23 protein-coding genes are annotated in these 24,844 nt (G+C 44.9%); 7 read left to right on the top strand and 16 right to left on the bottom strand.

Annotated features, from left to right (window positions below):
- Positions 1-14: 14 nt before the first annotated feature.
- Positions 15-1,925 (top strand): ABC-F family ATP-binding cassette domain-containing protein, encoded by a 1,911-nt coding sequence (locus QGT46_RS09810; protein ID WP_024727247.1) that lies wholly within the window; start codon positions 15-17, stop codon positions 1,923-1,925.
- A gap of 195 nt (positions 1,926-2,120) precedes the next feature.
- On the opposite strand, the gene QGT46_RS09805 is transcribed toward QGT46_RS09810, so the two are convergent.
- Positions 2,121-3,608, bottom strand: a complete 1,488-nt coding sequence (locus QGT46_RS09805) for a hypothetical protein (protein WP_301590622.1) — start codon at positions 3,606-3,608, stop codon at positions 2,121-2,123.
- Positions 3,609-3,792: 184 nt separating this feature from the next.
- On the opposite strand from QGT46_RS09805, the gene QGT46_RS09800 reads away from it, so the two are divergent.
- The 5 genes from QGT46_RS09800 (at position 3,793) to QGT46_RS09780 (ending at position 8,225) form a co-directional block, all read left to right on the top strand.
- Positions 3,793-4,809: a glycosyltransferase family 2 protein gene (locus QGT46_RS09800; protein ID WP_024727246.1), complete on the top strand. Its 1,017-nt coding sequence runs from the start codon at positions 3,793-3,795 to the stop codon at positions 4,807-4,809.
- A gap of 181 nt (positions 4,810-4,990) precedes the next feature.
- On the top strand, positions 4,991-5,734 hold the full coding sequence (locus QGT46_RS09795; RefSeq protein WP_270430747.1) for a MerR family transcriptional regulator: 744 nt from the start codon (positions 4,991-4,993) through the stop codon (positions 5,732-5,734).
- Between the two features lie 71 nt (positions 5,735-5,805).
- A complete protein-coding gene (locus tag QGT46_RS09790; RefSeq protein WP_270430748.1) occupies positions 5,806-6,522 on the top strand; it encodes an ABC transporter ATP-binding protein in 717 nt (238 codons plus the stop codon).
- Positions 6,523-6,526: 4 nt separating this feature from the next.
- Entirely contained in the window at positions 6,527-7,270 is a 744-nt protein-coding gene (locus QGT46_RS09785; protein WP_270430749.1) for an ABC transporter permease, read from the top strand.
- Between the two features lie 76 nt (positions 7,271-7,346).
- Positions 7,347-8,225 (top strand): S8 family peptidase, encoded by an 879-nt coding sequence (locus QGT46_RS09780; RefSeq protein WP_024727242.1) that lies wholly within the window; start codon positions 7,347-7,349, stop codon positions 8,223-8,225.
- Here the strand turns inward: QGT46_RS09780 and hemW are convergent.
- The 5 genes from hemW to gpr form a co-directional block, all read right to left on the bottom strand.
- Positions 8,220-9,356, bottom strand: a complete 1,137-nt coding sequence (gene hemW, locus QGT46_RS09775) for a radical SAM family heme chaperone HemW (protein WP_024727241.1) — start codon at positions 9,354-9,356, stop codon at positions 8,220-8,222. The two genes, QGT46_RS09780 and hemW, sit on opposite strands and share 6 nt — an antisense overlap.
- Complete coding sequence (lepA, locus tag QGT46_RS09770; RefSeq protein WP_024727240.1) at positions 9,346-11,157, bottom strand: translation elongation factor 4; 1,812 nt, start codon at positions 11,155-11,157, stop codon at positions 9,346-9,348. The genes hemW and lepA overlap by 11 nt, the downstream gene beginning before the upstream one ends.
- An 83-nt stretch (positions 11,158-11,240) precedes the next feature.
- Positions 11,241-12,470, bottom strand: a complete 1,230-nt coding sequence (locus QGT46_RS09765) for a right-handed parallel beta-helix repeat-containing protein (protein WP_270430751.1) — start codon at positions 12,468-12,470, stop codon at positions 11,241-11,243.
- Between the two features lie 51 nt (positions 12,471-12,521).
- Positions 12,522-13,637, bottom strand: coding sequence for a stage II sporulation protein P (gene spoIIP / locus QGT46_RS09760; protein WP_148459730.1), 1,116 nt, complete (start codon positions 13,635-13,637; stop codon positions 12,522-12,524).
- 9 nt (positions 13,638-13,646) lie between these two features.
- Positions 13,647-14,510 (bottom strand): GPR endopeptidase, encoded by an 864-nt coding sequence (gene gpr, locus QGT46_RS09755; protein WP_148459731.1) that lies wholly within the window; start codon positions 14,508-14,510, stop codon positions 13,647-13,649.
- A gap of 197 nt (positions 14,511-14,707) precedes the next feature.
- On the opposite strand from gpr, the gene rpsT reads away from it, so the two are divergent.
- Positions 14,708-14,971 carry a 30S ribosomal protein S20 gene (gene rpsT, locus QGT46_RS09750; RefSeq protein ID WP_270430753.1) on the top strand — a complete coding sequence of 88 codons (264 nt, stop codon included), beginning with the start codon at positions 14,708-14,710 and terminating at the stop codon, positions 14,969-14,971.
- 61 nt (positions 14,972-15,032) lie between these two features.
- On the opposite strand, the gene holA is transcribed toward rpsT, so the two are convergent.
- The 10 genes from holA to QGT46_RS09700 form a co-directional block, all read right to left on the bottom strand.
- Positions 15,033-16,010 (bottom strand): DNA polymerase III subunit delta, encoded by a 978-nt coding sequence (gene holA / locus QGT46_RS09745; protein ID WP_095142939.1) that lies wholly within the window; start codon positions 16,008-16,010, stop codon positions 15,033-15,035.
- Positions 16,011-16,012: 2 nt separating this feature from the next.
- The gene (locus QGT46_RS09740; RefSeq protein ID WP_148459732.1) at positions 16,013-16,921 is read right to left on the bottom strand and encodes a selenium metabolism-associated LysR family transcriptional regulator; all 909 of its coding nucleotides are present in this window, start codon (positions 16,919-16,921) and stop codon (positions 16,013-16,015) included.
- Positions 16,902-17,543, bottom strand: a complete 642-nt coding sequence (locus QGT46_RS09735; protein WP_024727236.1) for a nucleotidyltransferase family protein — start codon at positions 17,541-17,543, stop codon at positions 16,902-16,904. Before QGT46_RS09735 ends, QGT46_RS09740 begins: the two co-directional genes overlap by 20 nt.
- Positions 17,540-19,810: a DNA internalization-related competence protein ComEC/Rec2 gene (locus QGT46_RS09730; protein WP_270430754.1), complete on the bottom strand. Its 2,271-nt coding sequence runs from the start codon at positions 19,808-19,810 to the stop codon at positions 17,540-17,542. Before QGT46_RS09730 ends, QGT46_RS09735 begins: the two co-directional genes overlap by 4 nt.
- A gap of 5 nt (positions 19,811-19,815) precedes the next feature.
- Positions 19,816-20,334, bottom strand: a complete 519-nt coding sequence (locus tag QGT46_RS09725; RefSeq protein ID WP_148459734.1) for a GerMN domain-containing protein — start codon at positions 20,332-20,334, stop codon at positions 19,816-19,818.
- A 14-nt stretch (positions 20,335-20,348) separates the two neighbouring features.
- Positions 20,349-21,749: an ATP-binding protein gene (locus QGT46_RS09720; protein ID WP_148459735.1), complete on the bottom strand. Its 1,401-nt coding sequence runs from the start codon at positions 21,747-21,749 to the stop codon at positions 20,349-20,351.
- Positions 21,750-21,777: 28 nt separating this feature from the next.
- Positions 21,778-22,464: a response regulator transcription factor gene (locus QGT46_RS09715; RefSeq protein ID WP_024727232.1), complete on the bottom strand. Its 687-nt coding sequence runs from the start codon at positions 22,462-22,464 to the stop codon at positions 21,778-21,780.
- 14 nt (positions 22,465-22,478) lie between these two features.
- The gene (locus QGT46_RS09710; RefSeq protein WP_270430757.1) at positions 22,479-23,048 is read right to left on the bottom strand and encodes a helix-hairpin-helix domain-containing protein; all 570 of its coding nucleotides are present in this window, start codon (positions 23,046-23,048) and stop codon (positions 22,479-22,481) included.
- Between the two features lie 109 nt (positions 23,049-23,157).
- Entirely contained in the window at positions 23,158-23,595 is a 438-nt protein-coding gene (locus QGT46_RS09705) for a DMT family transporter (protein WP_024727230.1), read from the bottom strand.
- A gap of 60 nt (positions 23,596-23,655) precedes the next feature.
- On the bottom strand, positions 23,656-24,837 hold the full coding sequence (locus QGT46_RS09700; protein ID WP_270430758.1) for an aspartate aminotransferase family protein: 1,182 nt from the start codon (positions 24,835-24,837) through the stop codon (positions 23,656-23,658).
- Between the last annotated feature and the right edge of the window lie 7 nt (positions 24,838-24,844).

Raw genomic sequence — 24,844 nt, 5'->3', positions numbered from 1 at the left:
TGAAGGAGTGCACTATGGTTTTATCTTGTCAGAATATACATAAAACATTTGTCGACCAGGAAGTCCTGAAAGGAATTTCCTTTCATATCAATGAGAAGGACCGGCTCGCCGTCATCGGCTTAAACGGCGCCGGAAAGTCCACCCTGCTCAAGATCATCATGGATCAGATGACACCCGACGAAGGGGAGATCCACAAAAAGAAGGACGCCGATATCGGCTATCTCGCACAGCATCAGGACCATACTTCTTCCCGCACCATTTATGAAGAGCTTTTGACCATAAAACAAGATGTGATCGAACTGGACAAAAAACTCCGCTCTCTGGAGCATATGATGAAGCATTTAAGCGGCGCAGAGCTCGAAGAAAAGATGGAGGAATACACCAGGACCACTCATTTATTTGAACAGAAAAACGGTTTTGCCTATGAAAGTGAGATCGCAGGAATCTTAAAAGGACTCGGGTTTAAAGAGGAAGACTTTCAAAAAATGATTGAGACACTGTCCGGAGGACAAAAGACAAGGGTAGCTCTCGGAAAACTTCTGCTGATGAAGCCCGAGATTCTTCTCCTGGATGAGCCTACCAATCATCTGGATGTTGAGTCAATCCAATGGCTGGAAAACTATTTAAGCCACTATGAGGGCGCTGTCATCCTGGTCTCCCATGACCGGTATTTCCTGGACAAGATCGTCAACAAGGTGATGGAGATCGAGGCGGGGCATGCGATGCTCTTTGACGGCAACTACACTTCTTTTATTAAGAAAAGGGATCAGGTAAAGGCGATCCGCTTAAAGGAGTACGAAAACCAGCAGCAGGAGATCCGGCACCAGAAGGCGGTCATCGAAAAACTAAAGCAGTTTAACCGGGAAAAATCCATCCGCCGGGCCGAGAGCCGTGAAAAGATGCTGAACAAAATTGATGTCATCGAAAAGCCTGTGGAGATCGACGGGAAAATGCGCTTTGCTATCGAACCGTCGGTTGTCAGCGGAAACGATGTCTTAACGGTGGAACATCTGGAAAAAAGTTTCGGGCCGCATACGCTGTTTTCCGATATAAATTTTGAAATATTCCGCGGCGAGCGCGTGGCATTGATCGGCGCCAATGGAACCGGAAAGACTACGATGTTGAAAATCATCTGCAAACAAATGCCTAAAAACAAAGGACTGATCAGGCTCGGTTCCCAAGTATCCATCGGATATTACGACCAGGCACAGGACAACCTGCATCCGGATAAGACAATCTTCGAGGAGATATCTGATTCCTTTCCGGAACTGACCAACACAAAAATCAGAAATACACTGGCCGCTTTCCTTTTTAAGGGAGAAGATGTATTTAAACTTGTTTCTTCCTTAAGCGGTGGGGAAAAGGGGCGGGTATCTCTTGCGAAACTTATGTTATCCCATGCCAATTTCCTGATTCTTGACGAGCCTACCAACCACTTGGACATTCACTCCAAGGAAATCCTGGAATCCGCCCTGACCCAATACACAGGCACGGTTCTTTACGTATCCCATGACCGGTATTTCATAAACAAAACGGCTACAAGAATTCTTGAACTCTCTCCGAAAGACGGTCTTCACTCTTATCCGGGTGACTACCAGCACTATCTTTTAGAAAAGGAAAAGGAAGGCACGAAAGAGGTACAGGATGCTGAAACTGAGTCTGTATCCGATACGAAGCTGATCTGGCAGAAGCAAAAGGAGAAAGACGCAAAACGGCGGAAAAGAGAAAACCGCCTGAAAAAAATAGAACAGGAAATCGAGGAACTGGAGGCGGAAAACACAAAACTTGACGAAGAAATGTGCCTGCCGGAGAACGCAGTCAATACAAAGAAACTGCTGGAACTCTCCACTGGAAAAGCCCGGAATGAGGAACATCTGGAAACCCTTTATGAAGAATGGGAGACCTTGTCAGAAGAAACCGAGTGAAAATGCCATGGTATTTTTACAAATATTTGTTATAATAGACTAAGTACCATAATCTCTCGGAATCCTGAGTGATTATTATCGGCAACAGCCGAGAAACGTACTTTGAAAAGTAAATATTATTTAAAACAGAAAAAGAACATAGAAAATAGACATAACTGTCGCTATGCCTGAAAAATGGTGTATAATAGTAAAGGATTATGCCACATCTAAAATCAACTTTCTCAGGGTGGATTCATAGGGCAAATCCCAAGCATCCAAGTGCTGCAGCATAAGGATGTGATATAGGCGGCAGTACCACATCTTAGTTGAGCGGTGCCTGCCGCTTTCTAATTGAAAGTCTATTTTCTCACGTTTATTCGAACGTTCAGCTGAAGTTCTGGCATTGTATTCCAGTTTCCATTCTTTACTGTCACGAGGCGGGAAATTGATGAATCTTGGATTATCTTTCATTGCAAGATGGACGGTTCTCCCATATTTGGAGTCTGAGCAGGGGGTACTGCAGGAGCATCCGTATTTACGGCTGGCAAGTGGACAGCGAAATTTTAACCTTGCTTTCGATGGCTCAGAACCATCATGGTTCATTTTTCGCCCAGCTTTGCAAATAGGAATTCCATCTTTTGCAATGGTAAAATCATCCTTATATTTCATGCTAATTCCGCGTTTTTCATTTAAGTCGATAAAAGGCTGTATGCCGTTTTCACGGCAATACTGATAATACGGCATGGCATCATGAGCAGAATCCAAAAGCCATTTGCTGATATGAAAATCAGGAAGAAAGGCTCTGAAACGAAAGTAAGTTTCCAAAAAACCATGAGAATCATGTTTTGAGGCAGGATTGAGTAAAGGGAATAAAGGCAGATCACTTTCCGAGTTGGATGCAACCAGCATATATAAATCGTAGCCATGATAAAAACAGTCTCGAGAAGAATCATATCCGACATCACAATCGGGCTGGGAAAAGTAGCGGTCGCAATCACAGGAAGTGATACCATTTTCGGAACACTTACAGATACGGTGTTTCCGTTCACGTGCAGATGTAACAACAGGCATACCGTCACCGGCAATGGAAAGATTGGAGGTATCAATCAATCCTTTGGAGATGGAAACGGTTAAAAATTCATGGTTGTAAATCTTGAAAAGAGAAGCATATGGTTGGTCATCAATAGAAAAAGAAGAAGATTCCATGGATTTAAAAAGTTGTTCCACTGTGATTTTTTCAATAGATTCTGCTTTTTCTCCCTTCTGTTTTGGCTTTTGCACTTTTTTCTTTTTTAAAGGATGTATATGGGGAGAAAGATTATCAGAATCGGAATCCCAAAGCCTGTTAAGAAAGTCATAGAAAGTGCCGACTCCAGGAGTGTCACCAAAGTGAAACCCACTGAGGATTGCATAGAGTGGATTGATTTTCAATTGAGCAGCCCAGTCGGTAAGTGAATGAACTTTAAAATCAATGGAGAGAAGATAAGAACGCTGCATACAGGAAGGAGTCCTTGGTTTTGGACCAAAGACAGAATATTTGCTGCGGAGCAGTTCGTCGGTATAAGAAAGATCAAGATTCCAGAAACGTTCGATGATATCCCACGTTGATTTAGAAAAAACAGTGGGATCAGGATAATATTTACGAAGGTTTTCAAGTAAAAAAGTCTGATAGGCGGTATGACCGCCGGAATAAACAGGTAACATAAAAATCGCCCTCCAGTCGATAAAAATAAAATATATTTAATCGGCTTCGCCGCAAATTTTGAGCGATTTGTCAAGTCTTTTTTGACAAAAAAGTGGGGGATTTTAATAAAATGGAATCTACAAGCCTTGATTTTACTGGGCTGAAGATTCCGAGAGATTATTACCATTTTTAGGAGGTAACAAGATGAAATTAATATCGTTTGCTGTGCCATGCTATAATTCCCAGGAATATATGAGACACTGCATAGATACATTGTTGACCGGAGGTGACAAAGTTGAGATCCTCATCATCGACGATGGTTCCACGGACAATACCGGCATGATCGCCGATGAATATGAAAACAAATATCCCGGTATCTGCCGGGCGATCCATCAAAAGAACAAAGGCCACGGCGGTGCGGTAAACACTGGTATCGCTCATGCCAAAGGGATTTATTTTAAGGTCGTGGACAGTGATGACTGGGTCAGCGAACATGCTTATGAAGAAATCTTCAATCAATTAGAGACATTTTACCGTCAGGGAACCATCATAGACATGTTTATGTCCAACTATGTCTATGAGAAACAGGGTGTAAAGAGAAAAACCGTGATTCATTACCGCCATACGATCCCGGTTGAACAGATTTTTACATGGGACGATGTAAAGCGTTTTCCTCTGAGCCAGTACATTCTCATGCACTCCGTCATTTACCGTACTTCTCTTCTCCATGAGTGCCGCCTGTGCCTGCCGGAACATACTTTTTATGTAGACAACCTTTACGTTTTCAAACCGCTTCCATATGTGAAGACCATTTACTATCTGGATGTAAATTTTTACCGCTACTTCATCGGAAGGGACGACCAGTCTGTCAACGAAGCCAATATGATCAAACGGATCGACCAGCAGTTTTTTGTCACCAAAGCCATGATCGATTATATGAGCAGCTTTGAACTGGTGAACAAGCCGTTATACCGCTACATGAAACACTATCTGAGTATCATCATGACTGTGTCATCTGTCATTGCCATCAAATCCGGCATACCGGAGCATCTTCAGATGAAAAAAGAACTCTGGAAGTACCTGAAATCAAAAAATACAAAACTGTACCGCCAGATCCGGGGCTCTCTTGTTGGAAATGCAGTCAATCTCCCGGGCTATGGAGGCCGGAAAGTTGTCATCGCAGCTTACAAAGCAGCCCGGAAGTTCATTGGATTTAATTAAACGGACATGTCTGCCGGCGCAGACATCCCCAATCAGATCAGATAAAAATGACATTGGAAACAATAAAACCAATGTCATTTTTTATTCCATAAGAAAATTATAATCTGAAATCCAAAACCCTCCACTATATCACCATACTTCTGATCTGTGTTATTCTAAAGCTATGAATGGAGGTTTTTTCATGAAAACTTATAAAACATCTGAGGTTGCAAAACTCATAGGAATTCATCCCAATACCGTCCGGCTGTACGAAAAAGCGGGACTGATCCCAAAACCGGAGCGGCAGAACAATGGATACCGCATTTTTACCGATCTCCATATCGAACAGTTCCGACTGGCCCGTCTGGCTTTTCAAATGGAGGTACTGCAGAACGGGCTGAGGAAAAAGGCTGTCCAGATCGTAAAAACAGCGGCATCCTGTGATTTTTCCAAGGCTCTGGTACTGGCAGAAGAATACCTGGCACAGATCAGAAAGGAACACGCCAATGCCGAAGAGGCAGTTGAAATTGTAACAGAGATTTTAGCCGGAGAATCACAGGAACATACTCATCCCATGAAACGCAGGGAAGTATCCCGGTATCTCGGCATTTCTATGGATGCTCTGAGAAATTGGGAAATGAACGGCCTTTTGACTGTAAAACGCAGGCAAAATGGCTATCGCATATATACGAGTCAGGATATACAGAGGCTCAAAATCATTCGCTCCCTGCGGTGTGCAAATTATTCTTTGGAGTCTATTCTGCGTCTGCTCGGCCACCTGTCAAAAAATCCCGGGATTGATATCAAAGAAGTTTTGGATACTCCCAATAAGGATGACGAAATTATTGCGGTGTGCGACAAACTGGTTACTTCTCTACGGACTGCCGAGAATAATGCCCTGGAAATGATATGCAAACTGAAAAGAATGAAAAAACAATTTTCTTAAACCCTCCACTTTACCACCAATGTTTCCGTTGGTGGTATTCTTTTTTTATACAAAAAAAGGAGGTATCCTTCATGAATGAAGTGATAAAATCAGAAAAATTATGTAAAACCTATAACAAAACGCCTGCGGTAAACAATATCAGTTTATCCGTAAAGCGCGGAACGGTTTTCGGCCTGATCGGGGCCAATGGTGCAGGCAAGAGCACAACGATTGAATGCATTTTAGGTACAAAGACGGCAGACAGCGGAGAAATATCCATTCTGGGAATGAATCCGCAGACATCCAGAAAGCAGCTGTTTCAAAAGGTAGGAGTCCAATTTCAGGAGGCAACTTATCAGGATAATATCACCGTTTCGGAACTTTGTGAAGTTACCGCTGCCCTCTATCAGGAATCCGCAGATCCAGAAAAATTACTGCAAAAGTTTGGAATTGCCGGCAAAGCAAAAAGCCAGATCAAAGATTTATCCGGCGGCGAAAGGCAGAGACTTTTTGTTATACTTGCACTCATACCCAATCCTGAAGTTGTCTTCTTGGACGAGCTGACGACCGGGCTGGACGCTAGGGCCAGACGACAAGTGTGGAATATACTCTCCTCACTCAAGGAAAATGGACTGACGATTTTCCTGACGTCCCATTTTATGGATGAGATCGAGAACCTGTGTGACTGTATCTGTATTTTAAAAAAAGGAAAAATCATATTTTACGGTACGGTGGCGGAGGCAGTTGAATCGAATCCTTTTGATCATTTTGAAGACGCTTATCTTTGGTATACAGACGAGGAGGAATGAATCCATGAAAACTTTTAAGACAATGCTGAAAACAGAATTAAAATTATCTCTGAGAGGAATGGATATGTTTATATTTGCGATCTGTGTGCCTCTTGTGGTACTGGCAGTTATAGGAATTATTTATGGAGACAGGCCCGCATTCGGCGGTGCCGGATACTCTTTCCTGGAACAGTCGTTCGGAGCCGTCACCACCATATCCATCTGTGCGGGAGGTGTGATGGGACTGCCGCTGGTCGTCTCTGATTATCGGAGCAAGGGTATATTAAAGCGCTACAAGGTTACGCCGGTCAGCCCTTCCATGATCTTAGCGGTACAGGTGACAATTTATACTTTATATGCGGCTGTTTCTCTGGTCCTTCTTTATACCGAAGCAGTCGTTTTCTTTGGATATCAGTTCCGCGGATCTTTTGTGAGTTTTCTGGGATGTTATCTCCTGGTCATTGTGTCTATGTTCAGTATCGGCATGTTGGTAGGCGGTATTGCTCCGAATACTAAGATAGCGAGTGTCGCTGCGAGTCTGCTGTACTTTCCGATGCTGATTTTTTCAGGCGCAACGCTGCCCTATGAAATCATGCCCAAAGTGCTGCAGAAAGCTGCAGACATCATGCCGCTGACCCAGGGAATCAAGCTGCTGAAAGCCGCTTCTCTGGGAGAAGAATTTGGCAGTGTTATTGTTCCGGTTGTCACCATCGTCTGCATCGCAGTAATCTGTACCTCTGCCGCCCTCAAATTCTTTCAGTGGGAATAGCCTGCGCAAAATGTCATGTCTTTTCTGTATTTTGGGCGTATCTTATACTATAACACTTATTAGGAGACAGTATTTTATGAAGCTTATATCACAGATAATCCATGCGGATATCGCCCATAAACATGGCTTCCTGGGGAAGAATATAGGGATTGCCTTCCTGGATACCGGTATCTATCCCCATAAAGAATTTTATCCGGCCGATCAGCGGATCGCCGGATTCATAGATTATGTACACCACAGATCATATCCTTATGACGACAATGGACACGGAACCCATATCACGGGTATTGCCGCATCTGCAAGCTGCGGCATTGCACCTGCAGCACATATCATTTCCCTCAAAGTCCTGGATGCTCTGGGCAACGGAAATCAGCGCACTTTCCTAAACGGACTGTCCTGGATTCACCATTTTCACAAGCAGTATGGAATCCGGATTGTAAACATATCCATCGGCACTCCTGCCTCCGGAAGCGATGAAGCTGCCAATGCGATTGTGAAGCAGGTCAATCAGCTGTGGGATGACGGGCTGGTCGTCTGCATCGCCAGCGGAAATAATGGCCCCAGGGATAATACCATCACCGCACCGGGCAACAGCCGTAAGATCATTACCGTAGGTTCCAGTGACGATGCCAGTCGTCCCATGGGATCTCAGCGCTTTGCAAAGAATTATTCCAGCAGGGGGCCTACCTCTTCCTGTGTCATGAAGCCGGACGTAGTAGCTCCCGGAACAAATATTTATTCCTGCGGCCTGAACGGAGGACACAGCATCAAGAGCGGCACTTCTATGGCAACACCGGCAGTTTCCGGAGCCATCGCCCTGCTTTTGGAGCGGTATCCGTATTATACGAACAAAGATGTAAAAATGAAACTGCGGTACAATTGTGACAAACTTTCCACTCCGAGAAATCATCAGGGATGGGGACAGATCAACGTTCAGAAACTTCTGGATCTATAAAAGAAACTCCATCATTACCTGATTGCTTAAAAACAGGGCCTGTTGCGGGATCCAAATTCTTTCGGCATCCTGTTTTAACAGACCTTTTCCAGAGAGTTCTTGGATAGGTTTCCGGTAAACATCCAGGATACCTGTCCCGAACCGCTTGGAAAATTCCATTTTTGAGATCCCCTTTGTCATCCGAAGTCCCAAAAACATATACTCTTCCATCTCTTCTTTTTTGGACAGCTCGTTCTCTTTTTCAAATATGCCGCTGAAATCTGATAATGACAAATACTCTTCCATATCTGCCGGATTTGCAAAGCGTTTTTTCCCAAAATAAGAAGATGCCGCCAGACCAAATCCCAGGTATGGTTTTCCTGTCCAGTACCCGCAGTTATGCCTGCATTCATATCCCGGTCTGGCATAGTTGGACAGTTCATACCTTTCATAGCCTAAGGTATGAAGGATCGCTTCCGTCCTTTCGTACATGGCAGCGTCTTCATCTTCCGTCGGCAGGAGATCATCCAGCCCCTTCTTTTCATAGAAAGGTGTCCCTGCTTCGATGATCAGGCTGTAAACCGAGAAATGTTCCGGCTCAAGTTCTGCAGTTTTTAACAGGGTCTGCTCCATCGTTTCCATTGTCTGCATAGGGATCGCATTCATCAGATCCACATTGATATTTTGGAATCCGCAGTCCCGGGCTTCATAAAATCCCGAGACAAAATCCTCAAATGTATGAATCCGGCCCAGCATATTTAATTCTTCTTTCCTGGCACTCTGAAGTCCGAAACTGATCCTGTTGATCCCACAGCTTTGGTAGATCGAAAGTTTTTCTCTTGTGACAGTGCCGGGATTGGCTTCGATCGTGCACTCCATAGTTTCTGCACAGGAAAAAGAATCTCTGACCGTATTCATCAAAGATTCTATCTGCACTGCCGGAATCAGAGATGGAGTTCCTCCTCCGATGAATACCGTGCTCACTGACGGACTTTGGAGGCGTCTTCCCCAATACAGGATTTCCTGCTGAAGCTTTCGTATATAGATACTGATGTCATCATCTCCGGCCGGAAACGAACAGAAATCACAATAATTGCATTTTCTTTTGCAGAACGGTATATGAAGGTACAGTTCGAGTTCTCTAGTCTTCATCTAATTTCAGCACACTCATGAATGCTTCCTGCGGAATTTCTACATTTCCCACCTGCCGCATCCGTTTCTTTCCCTGTTTCTGTTTCTCCAGAAGTTTCCGCTTTCTGGAAATATCTCCGCCATAGCATTTGGCCAGCACATCTTTCCGCATGGCTTTTACTGTCTCCCTGGCAATGATCTTGCTGCCCACTGCCGCCTGTATCGGGATCTCAAATAAATGCCTTGGTATTTCTTCCTTCAGCTTGGAACACATTTTTCTTCCCCTCTCGTAAGCTGTCTCGGCATGAACGATGAAGGACAGTGCATCCACTTCTTCTTTGTTGATCAGGATATCCAGTTTCACGAGCTCTGATCTCTGATATCCCTTCATCTCATAATCCAGAGATGCATATCCCCTGGACCGTGATTTCAGGGCATCGAAAAAGTCATAAATGATTTCGTTAAGTGGAAGTTCATACCTTAAAACAGCCCGTCCCTCCTCGATATATTCCATTCCAATATAAACGCCTCTGCGTTCCTGGCATAGCCCCATGATCGCTCCCACATAATCGGATGTGACCATGATCTCAGCAGATACGATCGGTTCTTCCATATAATCGATCTGAGACGGGTCCGGAAGGTTGGAAGGATTGGTCAGTTCGGCCATCGTACCGTCCGTCTTATATACCCGGTAAACAACGCCCGGTGCAGTAGTCACCAGATCCAGATTGTATTCCCGTTCCAAACGTTCCTGAATGATCTCCAGGTGCAAAAGCCCCAGGAATCCACAGCGGAATCCGAATCCAAGTGCCACCGATGTCTCCGGCTCAAACTGTAGTGAGGCATCATTCAGCTGTAACTTTTCCAGGGCATCCCGAAGGTCCGGATACTTGGCTCCGTCGGTCGGATAAAGCCCGCAGAATACCATTGGATTTACTTTTTTATAACCTGGAAGCGGCTCGCTGCATGGATTGTCTGCATCCGTGATCGTATCTCCGACCGTGGTATCCTGGACATTCTTAAGACTGGCCGTCACATATCCTACCATGCCGGCGCTGAGTTCTTCCGACGGGATGAACTGTCCCGCGCCGAAGATGCCAACTTCCACTACCTCAGCCACGGCGCCGGATGCCATCATCTTCATCTTTGTTCCTGGCCGGATAGTGCCCTCTTTGATTCTTGCAAAAATAATAACTCCTTTGTAGGCATCATAAATACTGTCAAAGATCAGTCCCTGCAGCGGTCCCTCAGGATCACCGGACGGCGCCGGAATCTTCATTACGATCTGTTCCAGCACATCCTCGATGTTGATTCCGTTTTTTGCCGAAATCAGTGGTGCATCCTCAGCTTCAATGCCAATGACATCTTCAATTTCTGTCTTTACTCTCTCCGGATCTGCGCTCGGAAGATCGATCTTATTGATGACCGGCATGATTTCCAGGTCATGGTCCAGGGCAAGATAAACATTTGCCAAAGTCTGCGCCTCGATGCCCTGCGCGGCATCTACCACAAGAACAGCTCCTTCGCAGGCCGCCAGGCTCCTGGAAACTTCATAGTTGAAATCCACATGCCCCGGCGTGTCTATCAGGTTGAAAATATACTCCTCACCGTTCTCTGCCTTGTATACAATACGGACCGCCTGTGATTTAATCGTGATCCCGCGTTCCCTCTCTAGGTCCATATTGTCCAGCACCTGTTCCTGCATCTCTCTGTCAGTCAGGGTGCCTGTTTTTTGAATGATACGGTCTGCCAATGTGGACTTACCGTGATCTATATGCGCAATAATACAAAAATTGCGGATTTTACTCTGATCGATTGCCATAGTTTCCTCCTGTTGCAAATAAACATATTCGATTCAGTATAGCAAAAAAAAGGCTGAAAGTCCATTTCAACCTTTTTTCTATCTTAATATTCTTTTAAATAAATGGTTTTTGAATGTTTCGCTGCATAGTCTTTGTATCTCCAGTTAATACGGACATAATTTTCCCTGACACCGGAACACATATTCTGCTTCAGGCACTGATAGCTGTAATTTGAAAACTTATTATAGATCGTCTTATAGTTTTTCCCCGGCCCTGAATTTTTCCACGGCATAAACTGCACGGCACGGTCGAAATTCATAAACTTATTGTCTTTGATAACCGGATAGTATACCCCTGACCCGAGGATCGCGCGGTAATTTCCTTTCTTTGTTCCGGAAATCACATTATCCGTAATCTTAGATGACCTCCAGTTCATCATGCGTATTGCATCCTTTTTCATTCCTTTGATCGTACAATTCTTGATCGTGATATTGGTGTGGTATTTGCCGCCGCTGTACTTGTGAGTACCAATAGACCTTCCCAGGTTGCTGAAATAACACTGGTCAATGGTGACGTTTTTATTAGGTGTTTTATCAAACTTACTCCACGGCTGTGACCATCCTTTCGTCGTCTTATCCGGCGTATCCAGATTTATGGCCTCCTTGACGATATCGCCTTTTGCGTTCGTAAAGCTGCAGTTCGTCACAGAAGAATTCTGGTTCGCATCCATCTCAATGAAATGGCCGTTTTTCATATTTCTGAACTTGATATTATTAATCTTAATGTTCTTGTTATGTCCGGCAATAATGGCAATTCCTTTATTAAAATACTTCAGATCAATGGTCACATTTCCCCGGCCCTCAAATGTTACATTTTTCGTGCCGTTATATTTGCCGTAAACTTTCTTTTTCTTACTTTTGCTCGGCTTCACCAGCTGAAAGATGGAAGCCGACGGTTTCAGGCTTCTGGCACCGGTTTTGTTCCCTTTTTTAATGACAACGCCATCTTGAAATATCAGTTTTACATTAGACGGTACGAAGACTGCATTCGTATATGTATAAGTGCCCTTTTTAAAGATAATGGTCCCGCCCCTGCTCTTTTCCAGAGATTCCAGCCGGTCTCTCAATGTATAATAATTTTTTGTATATTTCGTGTATTTGTTAGACTTAAGATAATTTTTCTTTTTTGGTTTTGACTTTGGTGTGATTGTATAAGTCTTCCCCTTTGCTTCTGCCTGCTTTTCCGGCACAGCAAATTCCGGAAGTCCCGGAGCTGCTAAAAGGCCGGTAACCAGTGCTGCCGACGCTGCAAATTGAATCCATTTTTTATTCATATGTATCTCCCCTTATTTTAGTTTTATCGTTTTTTTATTTTATCACATCTTTCAAGGGTATAACACATCATTTAAAATTTCTGCCAGCGGTTTCATTGCATTTTTAGCCTGCTTTACTGTATTGTTTTGAGCACCCAACTCAATCAGAAGACTCCTTCCCCTGTAATGCAGATTATAACGGTATCCCTTGATGTAAATCTTCCTGGTAAGACCCGGATATTTTTTCATTGCCTCCGCCTGAAGCTGCAGGCTGAACGCCAGATTCGTCTTCTTGTTCGGATTTTTCAGGTATTTGATATCTCCATTTTTGGCAGTTCGGCTGATGCCGTTAAAAAACATAAACTGAGCCATTTCCACCCCATTTTGTTTTGAAACCAGTTTTGTACTCTCTTTCACTCCGTCCCGGTGCAGATCGATCACCACCTGGATACTCGGATATTTTTTAAGATATCTCTCAACAGAGGCCGCCGCATAATAATATGCTTTCGACCGGTCTTCCTTTCCGTTTTTTACATCGTAAATCCCTCTGTCATGTATCACATTGATCCCATATTGTTCTTTCAGGAGTTTTGTTAGAACATCTCCGGCTCCTATGACAGTGTCTGACTTTTCTCCTTTCCTGCTGTCCTTATAAGCTTCACTGCCGTGAGTGTGAAAGATCAAAATCTGGGGCTGCTTTGATTTCTTCAGGGAAAGGTCCTTATTTAAAAGAACCTTTCCATTGATCTCACTGTTCGTCACCATCGTAGTGCTGTCTACCTGATAAATATATTTTCTTAAATAATTCGGATCGTTCCACTTTTTACTGTTGAACACGGTCTTCTTCGCCGGAACTTCATCTACCCGGACTCCGCTCTGTTCATTATCCTCCAGATCATAGAACTGATTTTTTACTAAATCGGAACTTTTAACCTCGGAATAATTTTCACTGTAACAGATAGACGGCACAATGTCATTCCGGTAGGTCGTTATGATTTTATTCAGCACTGATCCGTAAATCGGCTGGCCGCCGCTGTGATAGGACGGAATCAGCTCATTTACTGCTTTTAGATAATAATTCTGGACAGCCGCGGACACCATGTCCGGATGTCCGGAAAAAAAACGGATTCCCATGATAAGGAAGACGGCAAACAAGACGCATCCCGCTGCTCTTCTCTTTTTTCCCATATCATCATTTTATTCAGCTTTTATATGATTATGCAGTAAATGATTAATTCCCTCTGAAATTGTGTAACTGATTCTCTTAATGGATTCGTCAATATTTTTCGGTGTCACATGCATGGAAGTAAAATCCTCGTCAAGCATTTCCAAAATATCTCCGTTATCCGACTCATTCCCCACAATATCACTGATGATAGCGGGAACAGAGATGACCGTCGGAACACCTATGGCAAGGACCGGGATTCCGACTGTTCTCTCTGTGATCTCATTTCTGTGATTTCCCACCCCGGACCCCGGTGCAATTCCGGTATCACTGATCTGGATCGTCTTATTCAGCCTGGAAGAACTCCTGGCTGCCAGGGCATCCACGGCGATCAACAGATCCGGCTGGATCTTGGCTGCCAGGGCCTCCAGCACTTCTGAAGTTTCAATACCGGTCTGTGCCATAACTCCCGGTGCGATCGCACTGAGTTCCATCGCATCTTTTAGATAACCTTCTCTTTTCAGATGCCGGGTAATCCAGAGATTATTTACAACCTTAGGTCCGAGAGAATCGGCCGTAACATCAGAATTTCCAAGGCCTGCCACAAACACCTTTGCATTTCTTGGAATCATTTCTTTTAAGTTCAAATACAAAGCCTCGCTCATCTCTTTGTGGTAGCTGCCGTCGTTTGCCGACAAGTCCTTTGCCTCGATCGTTATATACTGACCCATAGGTTTTCCAAGTACCTGTTCGCCCTCTTTGTCTTTGATCGTGATCCTCGTCTCTTTGATCTGATTGGAGACATCGATTCTGGTTTTCATGGAAACCCCTTTTAATCTGGATTCTTCCTCTGCTTCTTCTTTCAGTTCTAACGCTAAGTCTGTTCTGTTCTGCATCCCTATTCTCCTTTCTTCCTGTCCTTAGTATGAAAAGAATCCAAAAAAATATGTAAAAACAGGAACTTTTGCATTGACAGATCGGACAGACTTCTATAAAATAGAGAAGTATGTTTATAGAAGCTATTACCGTGTCTCGCTTCGAAGTAAACACCGAACGAAAAGATAAGTACAATTATTATATGGAGGTGCCCACATTGGCAAATATCAAATCTGCAAAGAAGAGAATTCTTGTAATCAACACAAAGACAGAAAGAAACAAAGCGATTAAAACAAAAGTAAAAACATATATCAAAAACGTAGAAGCAGCTGTTGCCGCAGGAGACAAAACTGCTGCAAACGAAGCGTTAACAGCATGTATCTCAGAGATCAACAAAGCAGCATCCAAAGGAATTTTCCACAAGAACACTGCTGCAAGAAAGGTTTCCCGCCTGACAAAAGCTGTCAATACAGTAGCTTAATTTTCAAAATGAATCTATAAAAAAAGAGCTAACCGTCAGCTCTTTTTTTATTACTTATTTATTACTTACTGAATTCTACGAGCAGCAGTTCCACTCCGATCCTGTCCGTGATTTTTCCGGTCTTGATCCCTTCATCTGTGACTGCACATTTTTTTATCATCGCATATAATTCTTCTCTTTTAAACAAGCGCACCTGCTGCTTCAGTTTTCCCACTACAAACGGAGGCACTTTCAGTTCTTTCGCCATCTCCCCCTGGGATTTGCCGGCTTCCAGAAGCGACTGGGTCTGTAAAAGCTGGTTGCACTGTCTCACCAGCAGAGCCAGTATCCCGAAAGGGGATTCCTTAAGTTCGATCAAATCATAATAGAGCTTTAAAACGGTATCCCGCTGTTTTTTTGCGATGGCTTCCAGCATGACAAAGATCTGATTGGTCGTCTGGGCTGTGGTCAGGGCCTCCAGATCTTCTGAACCGATGACCTCTCTGCCCTTCGTATAGGCAATCAATTTCTCCAGCTCATTTTTTATTGTAAACATATCCTGCCCGGTCTTATAAAGAAACAGCTGAATATCTTTCTGAGTCATTTTTTTTTGTTCTTTTTTCAGCATCTGGGCAACCCACAGGATCAGGTCTTTTTCCTTCGGCGTCTCAAAAGATACCGCACAGCCTTCTTTATTGATATACTTATAGATTTTTGACCTCTTGTCCACTTCATCTTCAATGATCAAAAGAATCGTAGTCTCCGGAATTTCCTTGAGCGCACTCAAAAAATCATCGTTGCTTTTCTTCCCAAGTTCTGTCTGATCCAGTACCAAGAGGCGGTAATCATTAAAAAAGGGCATTGTCTGTATCAGTTCTAAAATTTCCGGAAGGTCCGTCTTTTTTCCTTCAAAATAGGAGTAATTCATCGTATCCCCGGATGGAATCAGCGCCTCTTTTAACTTGTCCCGCGTCTGGGCTGCCAGATACTTTTCTTTTCCATAAAACAAATATAGGTTCTGATACTTCTGTTCTTTTATATGCTGTAAAACTCTTTTCATTGTCAAAGCCTCTCTCTTCCATTATATTTTCTGCACAGAGCTGTGAGATCTAAAATCGGGGACTGCTCTGCATCTTCTTTGCGGAAAGCCAGGTAAAGCCTCCTCTCGGCTTTCCCGGGGTCCAGATGAAAAATCAGCAGCTTTCCTCTTTTTGCCTCCTCTTCCACCGCTTTCAGCGGCATGACCGCGATGCCCATTCCCATACTGACGGAACGTTTGATGATCTCCTTATCATGTATTTTTGCAGCCACATGCAGCTTGCTCAGATCAACACCCTGCTCTTCTAAAAAACGGTCTTCATCTTCCTCCGTATCATCTGTGAGTTCTCTTAAAATAAAAGGTTCGCTGAGCAATTCCTGAAACGAATAGCCATTTTCAAGCAGATTCCGGTACTTTTCGTGATTCGGCGTGATCACTGCCTGCTGATCGGTCCCATAAGGGATAAAAACAAGTTCCGGCACATCCTCATGTTTTCCCAGAAATCCCAGATCAGCTTCTTTTTTGAGAAGCATCTTAACCGTATCCGCACTGTTCTTCTGGACGAGAGAGATGTCCACCTCCCTGTGCAGCTGCTTAAAATCCTTTAAGATATCAGGCAGAACATACTGCAGAGCAATCGAATCTCCAACAAGCACGAGAGAGAGCCTCTCTCCTTTCGGACGGATAAATTCCTCATATACTTCATCTCTTAAATCCAGTATTTTTGTGGCATACTCGTACAATCTCTTTCCATCTGCCGTGACTTCCACCCGCTTCGTCGTCCGGTCAAACAGACGGCAGGAAAGTTCCTGTTCCATTGAAACCACATGGGCACTGACCGTGGGCTGGGAAAGAAACATGATCTTTGCCGCCTTAGAAAAACTCTGATACTTTACTACATTTACAAAAGCTTCAATCTGCCGAAATTCCATGCCTTTTCCTCCCTGTTCCATAATATTCCATCAGTCTCACATAATCCTGCGGTGTATCCGTATCCATTATGCATCCGGGATCATCCTCCACTGTGACCAAAACCGTAGATTCCAGGTAATGGAGTAATGCCCGCCTGAGACCTCCCCCTTCTCTGAATCTTAAAAGATATGGAAAACACTCCCTCGAAATCACCGGAGGATGAATCCTCTGCCCGTTTCTGGACGGAATAACTACTGAGGCCTCTGAGGCCTCGAACCATGTAAAAAGCACCTGATATGTCTCTTCAGCGATCATAGGCATATCCCCCGGCACCACTACGGCGCCGTCAAAGGCCAGAGCCCTGGCAATCCCCATCTGTACGGATTCCATCATATCTCCGTGCTCAAAATTGTCATTATGTATGATCTCTGTCCCGCTCATAGAGGCCAGTTCTTCTTCAATCTCATCTGCGCGGTATCCTGCCACCACAATAACCTTGCTGACACCGGCGTCCAAAAGGCTTTTGACCGTACCTCTTATAATGGTTCCGTTTCCAAATGGAAGCAGCGGTTTAAACGCCCCCATCCTCCTCGATAATCCTGCACATGGGACAATACCTGCGATTTTCTTCTTTTTTATCATTGTTTTATTATATCAAGTTTGGAATTTAAATACCACCGCTTTCTTTTCACGGAAAACCAGAGCATTCCTGATCCGGCAGTCTCATAGATATTACATCCCGAATCTTTCAGTCTTCTCACCGTCTCCCGGTGGGGATGCCCGTATCGGTTCTTTTTCCCCGCGGAAACGATGGCAATCTTTGGCCTGAGCTGACGGAGCAGCTCCTCTCCTGTGCCGTTTTTAGATCCGTGATGTCCCACCTTCAATATGTCGACATGCTGTATCCCGCTCCGCACAAGCATCTCTTCCCCTTCGTTCTCCAAATCTCCTGTCAGAAGAACACTCAAGTCCTGTACCTTCAGCCGGAACACAAGGGATGCGGAATTTTTCTCCAGCCCGGTATCCGGCTTGGGATGCAGACATTCCATAGACCAGTCAGTCCCCGAAAACTTACTCCCCATCGACAAGTAACCGACCGGAACATGATATTGTTCGGCTTCCTTTTCTATTTCCATATATGCATTATCTTTCTTTACCCGGGGCAGATAAAGTCGCTTGATCATCCCCGACGGCAGAAGTTCTTTGATGCCCGAATAATGGTCAGAATCCAGGTGGGTGATGACTGCTGCTCTGATCGCCTGATATCCCTGTGATTTTACATACGGTGCTATGATATACCGTCCCACATCCTGTTTGGAGGAACTCCCGCCGTCCACCAGGATCATGTCCTGCCGGTTTAACGACAGGGCAATACAGTCTCCCTGGCCCACATCCAGAAAAGAAATTTTATCCTGCCCTTTCTGTACGTCCAATGCCAAAAAACAGCCGCATGCCAGCAGGCAGGCATACTTAAGATAAGACCTTTTTTTCAACGTTTTATGCATCAAGCAGAGCCCAGTATAAAATAAAATAATCCACAAAAAAGAAGGTTTTCCAAGGACAAGGTTTTGAACCGGCAGGCGGCGGGACAGCTTTGTTCCCGCCACAATCAGAGAAAACAATACGGATGCGGGGACCGAAAACAGGAAAACCGGCAGAAAAGCACTCAGGAATCCTGCCGTGAACCCTGCTGTCACGAGAGGGAGCATCAGAAAATTAAAAATAAAAGAAAAAGGATAACATTCATACTGAAAATATAAAAGAATCGGCATCATAATGATCTGGACCACAATACAGAAGACAAACCGGTTTATCTGTCTGTCTTTGAAAGTTTTCTGTTTTCGTGCCGGCAGCACTTCTCTGTAAATACCGGCAGAGACGACAGCCCCCATGGACATTAAAAATCCGGCATCCATGCATCTGAACGGACTTTCCAGCAAAAGCAGAAACCCCGCCGTGCCGCCGGATGACAGCAGATCATAAGAGCGTCCGCATATCTGGGACAGCACGAAGAAAAAGAACATGAGCAGGGCTCTTTTTGATGAACCGGACATTCCGGTCATGACACAGTAGGAAAAAGCAAACATCAGTCCGGCTGCACCTGACAGACAGAGAGAAACCCCTGCCCCTCTCAGTCTGCGGTAAATCCCTGCGCCTGCCAGCGAGATGTGCAGCCCGGAAATCGCCAGAATATGGACGATTCCGCTTTGGGTGAAAGTGTCTTTCAAATCTTCCGAAATATCTGTCTTGTCGCCCAGAATCATCGCCTCAAATATCGGCCGTATCTCCTCGCCATACTGGGAGGAAAGATGTTCCGACATGCGGTTCCGTATAGAAAACAACCTGCTCTTCCAAAAATTCTTCTCCTGCCCCAAAGTCTCCTTCTTATCCGGAAACATCGTAAATCCGATATTCCTGGAGAGATAGTAGATCCTCATATCGTTCTCTCCCAGATTGGACGGCCCTTCGTGAGCCAAAAGTTCCCCCGTCAGCACCACTTTATTTCCCGGCAGTATATGATCGAAATCGTCGTCATACACCATCACGTCCCCATCCAGATAAAGATCCCGGTCCGGCAGATATACATGGGATAGAAGCAGAAATTCTTTCTTCTTTGTCTTTCCTTTCCACTCTGCGGTACCCGCCGCTCTTACCTGTTCAGAGCCTTTTAACGCTTTTTCCTGCCGGGTGAACCTTTCGTTCTGATAAAGAAACATAAGAGCTCCCAACATAAAACCTGCAAAGGAAAATAAAACAGCCCTTCTCCATTCATACATTTGTTTCTTAAAAAAGAGCACAAATATCCCTGAAAAGAGAAGCGCTGCGAAAACCATCCGAACATCATTACATGCTGTGATTTCTCCAAGCCAACAGCCTGCAAATACTGCAAGAAATGGTCTGTTATTCATTTGTTTTACTCCATCGGAAGTTCACCGAACAGGAAGCTGTCCCGGTTCAGCCCACCAATCAGCTTACCGTCCGTATCGATGATCGGACGCCCGGAGACGGTGAATTCCACATAACCGACTCCCTTCAGCTGTGTCAGCGTATAGACGATGGCAGCTTTGCAGATGACATCTTCATTCGGTTCAATCTTCTTATACCCAACCGAAAAATCCACATAGGCAATATTGTTGGAAACCATCACATTGCTGATATTGATATCTTCCGGAATGGCTGTCCTATACTTGCTGTTCCTGCCGACCTTGGACATCTCGTCCAAAAGTTCCTCTGCCCCCAGCTGACTGTTCATTTGGACATCGATATCTTTATCCTTCCTGATCAGCTTCGTGCAGCTTTTGTTTGTGTAGTAAATTCCTGTCCCGTCTTTTGACTGTGTATCCTCTTCATCTTTCTTTGAACAGCCCGCACAGAAAACGAGCACACTGGAAAGGGTCAGAAGGATACATAATAAAATCGTTCGTTTTCTCACCGCCGTATCCCTCCTTATGCCTGATATTTGAGCGGAATCCGGACCGTAAATGTAGTGCCCTCTCCCTCTTTGCTGTACAGCTTAATCTCACCGTTATGGACAAGAACTGCATTTTTGGTAATAGCAAGTCCCAGACCGGTTCCCCCGGTCTCTCTGGATCTGGCCTTGTCTACCCGGTAGAACCGCTCAAACACCTGTCCCTGACAGTCTTCCGGGATGCCGACGCCTGAATCCGCTACCTTCACATAAAAATATTTGTGGTCGGCATTTAAAGATACCCTTACCCATCCGTCGTCCTGGTTATACTTGATTGCATTCTCAATCAGGTTAGAGAGCGCCAGGGTCAGCTTCACCTCATCGATCTCGGCCGTAACCGGACGGAAAGATTCCAGAATCAGCTCAATATTCCTCTGTCCCGCGATCGGTTTCAGCCGCTTCATGATCATCTCCAGCAGTTCATTGATATTGACGCTGGAAATCTCCAGCTTGGCTGCCTTCTTATCCAGTTTGACCAGAGATAAAAGGTCCGATATGATGACATTCTCCCGGTCGATTTCGGCCACAATATCATTCATGAATTCGCGGTAGAGTTCCGCCGGCACAGTCTCTCCCTGCTGAAGAAGTGAATCGGCCAGGACTTTCATGGAAGTCATAGGCGTCTTCAGTTCATGGGAAACGTTAGAGACAAATTCCTGGCGTGAATTTTCGAGAACCTGTGCCTTGGCAAGAATCTCATTCATGGCCGTAACCATGTTTTTAACTTCGGTGCATCCTACTACACTGATCGTCTCATCCTCATGTCCGGAAGAGATAAAATCCAGATCCTTCTGGATCTTACGGTAATCCTTCGTCAGCCAGTAGCTCAACAGCGCCCCGGCAGACATGCCGCATATGATAAACGCAACCACCAGCATATTCCTCTGCTGCTTCATCTCATTGGAGACAGCTACAATATCGCTCTTCGGAATCGTTGCGATGACGCTTCCCAGTACCTTCTTTTTCCGGTTTCCTTTGTTCACGATCGGAATCATGATCTCTACGTTGTTGCCCACCTCGGAGACAATACGTTTTTTGTTTCCTTTCATGACCTTCAGCAGTTCGTCAGAGATATAAAACTTATCCTGATAATCTGTCATTGTGTCTTTTACTATTTTATAATTACTCTTTACGACGATAATCCGTCCATGCAGGCTCGCCGCCAGCTCATTGGTCTGGTTGGAAATGGAGTTGGAACTGTCATCGATCAAAAAATCCACTCCGACAACCTGCCATGCCAGCCACTGACACTGGCTTTCAATCCCGTCGATCTTCTGCTGTTCTGCCTTTTCGCTGTATGAGTCGTTTAAAAGCTTGCTGAACAGCACCACCACGAATACCGTAATCACCAGCACTGACATAAAAATGAGGAACTGCATACTTTTAAAGTAGGAAAATCTGTCCTTCTTATGCCTGGAAATAATAACCTACCCCCCATTTTGTATGTACATAGTCAGGAACTCCCGGATTTACTTCGATCTTTTCGCGCAGACGCCTGATATGGACATCCACGGTCCTGGCATCACCCGGATAGTCATACCCCCAAACAGTGTTCAGCAGGTCTTCTCTGCTGTATACTTTGTTCGGATGGAATACGAGCAGTTCCAGCAAGTCAAACTCTTTCGCCGTCAAGTTAACCTCTTTGCCGTTGATATGCACTCTCCGGCTGTCACAGTCAATCTTTAATCCGCGGCTTTCTATCACCTTAGGCGTCTCTGCCGGAGCCGTGTGGCTGACACTTCTCCTTAAAATGGCTTTGATCCGCGCTTTTACTTCCAGAATATTGAATGGCTTGGTCACATAATCATCCGCGCCGTACTCAAGTCCGAGGATCTTATCCATGTCGTCGCCTTTTGCTGTCAGCATGATAATGGGTACGGTCGAAAACTCCCTGATGGCCTGACACACTTCATATCCCGTAAGCTTAGGAAGCATCACATCCAAAAGTATGATATCGTATTGATTTTCCTTTGCAAGGCCCAGGGCTTCCTCTCCGTCATAGGCACAGTCTACCTCCATCTCATCCTGCTCAAGGCTGAACTTGATTCCTTTTACTATCAATTTTTCGTCATCAACAACCAGTACCTTCTTCATATTTTCACCTCAAACTAAACTGTTATCATGTCTTTGATTTTACGGTAGATGCCCTGTTTAATCCCCCGGATCTTCATAATATCTTCCGGCTTTTCAAAGCCTCCGTTTTCTTCTCTGTAAGAAATAATGTCGGAAGCTTTGGCCTCTCCGATCCCTGTAAGGGTCATCAGTTCTTCCCTGGATGCACTGTTTAGATTCACCCTTTTGTCCTGAGCCCCGGAAACTCCGGTCTGTGAAGATGTATCCCTCTTCTTCCCGGCTTCCTTTTTCGAGGGCACATAGATCTGCTGCCCGTCTTTGATCCGTTCTGCCTGATTGACGTCTTCGGCTGAGGCATCCTTCGTGAATCCTCCTGCCAAAGCGATGGCAGAGACAATCCTTGCATCCTCCGGAAGTTCATAAACTCCAGGTTTCTTCACGCTGCCGCAGACATAGACGCAGATCTTCTCCTTCTCGGAAGCTTCTTCGGTTATTCGGGACTCGGACCCATCTTTTATCTGCATTCCGGACTTCTGTGTACATCCCGCCGCGCAGAATGCCAGTAACAGTATACCGGTCATGCATAACTTTTTTGCTCTATACAATCTAAGGACCTCCTTAACTGTACAAAGCGCCATCTATCCATGCGTAAAATCTCTATTGCTATTGTAACTAATCTGTCTCATTTTTACAAGGACATCTTTCAGGGGAACCTTATGATTTCCATTTGAAAATTAAGATGCCGGCAACAAACAATACGACGCCCGCAAGCTTCATCCACTGAAAACCTGTTTTTTCAACGCCGAACAGTCCGAAAACCTCGATTAAGTACGAAACGATCAGCTGTGCAGCCACGATCAGCATGGCAGATTTTGCCGGTCCGAGCAAACCGATGCTCTTGATAACTGTAAAGGTGATGCCCGCACCCATGACTCCTCCCAGAAGCACGTATTTGGGCGACACTTTCATGAGGCTTAGAAAGCTCTGGTCCCTTTCCGCAAAGCTCCAGACGGCAAGGCAGGTCAGCAGTCCGGTAAACTGCACGAAAGAACTTGCTGTCCACAATCCGGTCTGCTTTGAAACTTCGGTGTTAAACACACCCTGAATACTCATCAGGGCTCCTGATACTAATGCTATTATAAATCCAATCATAAAAAAACCTCCAAAGATTTGTTACCCATAGTTTATCCCTGGAAGTTTTTGATTATACATTTAAAAAGAGGCTCTGAGCTTTTCAGTCATCAGATCTACATGTTCCTTTTCGATGACAAGCGGCGGTACAAACCTCAAAACATTGTTTCCCGCAGAGATAAGGATCAGTCCGTTGGACAGAGCCTTCGATACAATCTGCCCAGCCTGTTTTTCTGACGAAAACTCCAGTCCCTGCATCAGTCCGGCGCCTCTGTGGGCAGTGATGAAACTGAATTCATTTTTAAGTTCTTCGAGTTTATCCCACAGATAGCCGCCCACTTCCCTGACATGTGCGACCAAATCAAGCTTTTCAAACTGCTCAAAGACAGCATTTACCGCTGCTCCCGCCAGAGGATTCCCCCCATAAGTCGTTCCGTGGTCTCCGGGCACTAAAACCCCGTCTGCTTTCTCACCTACTACAAACGCGCCCACAGGAATACCGCATCCAAGAGCCTTGGCAAGGGTCAGTATATCCGGTTTTACTCCATAGATATCATGGGCAAACATTGAACCGCACCGTCCCATGCCGCACTGGATCTCATCAAAGATCAGCAGAAGGTCATGCTCATCACAGAGTTTCCTTAAACCCTTTAAAAATTCAGGATCGGCAGGATAAATACCTCCTTCTCCCTGGACCACCTCGCAGATGATGCCGCAGGTCTTGTCCGTCACCTTGGAAGCCACATCGGAAAGATCATTGAATTCGGCAAACACCGCACGAAATTCCTTCGGCACAAAGCCTTCCTGATACTTTTCATTGCCTGTCACAGACAGGGCCCCCTGGCTTCTGCCGTGGAAGGACTGCTTCATTGCAATGAATTCATATTCCTTGTCCGGGTCCTCCTGATATTTGTATTTCCGTGCGACTTTCAGCGCGCCCTCGATGGCCTCCGTGCCGCTGTTAGTGAAAAATACTCTTTTCATCTTTGTGGCTTCTACGATTTTTTTTGCCGCTTCAATCGACGGCACATTGTAATACAGGTTCGACGTATGGATCAGTTTATCGATCTGGGCTTTCAGAGCATCATTGTATTCTCTGTTTCCGTACCCCAATGCGAAAACAGCGATCCCTGCCCCAAAGTCCAGATATTCTTTCCCGTCGGTATCATATAGGTTTACACCGTCCCCGCGGTCTAAAACCACTGGAAACCGGTTGTAAGTCTTTAATATGTATGCTTCTCCGTCTTCTATAAAATGATTCATGCTCTCC

Origin of the sequence: Anaerostipes faecis (assembly GCF_910574135.1) — a bacterium.
Taxonomy (GTDB): domain Bacteria; phylum Bacillota; class Clostridia; order Lachnospirales; family Lachnospiraceae; genus Anaerostipes; species Anaerostipes hominis.
This window is presented reverse-complemented; position numbering and strand designations above follow the sequence as displayed.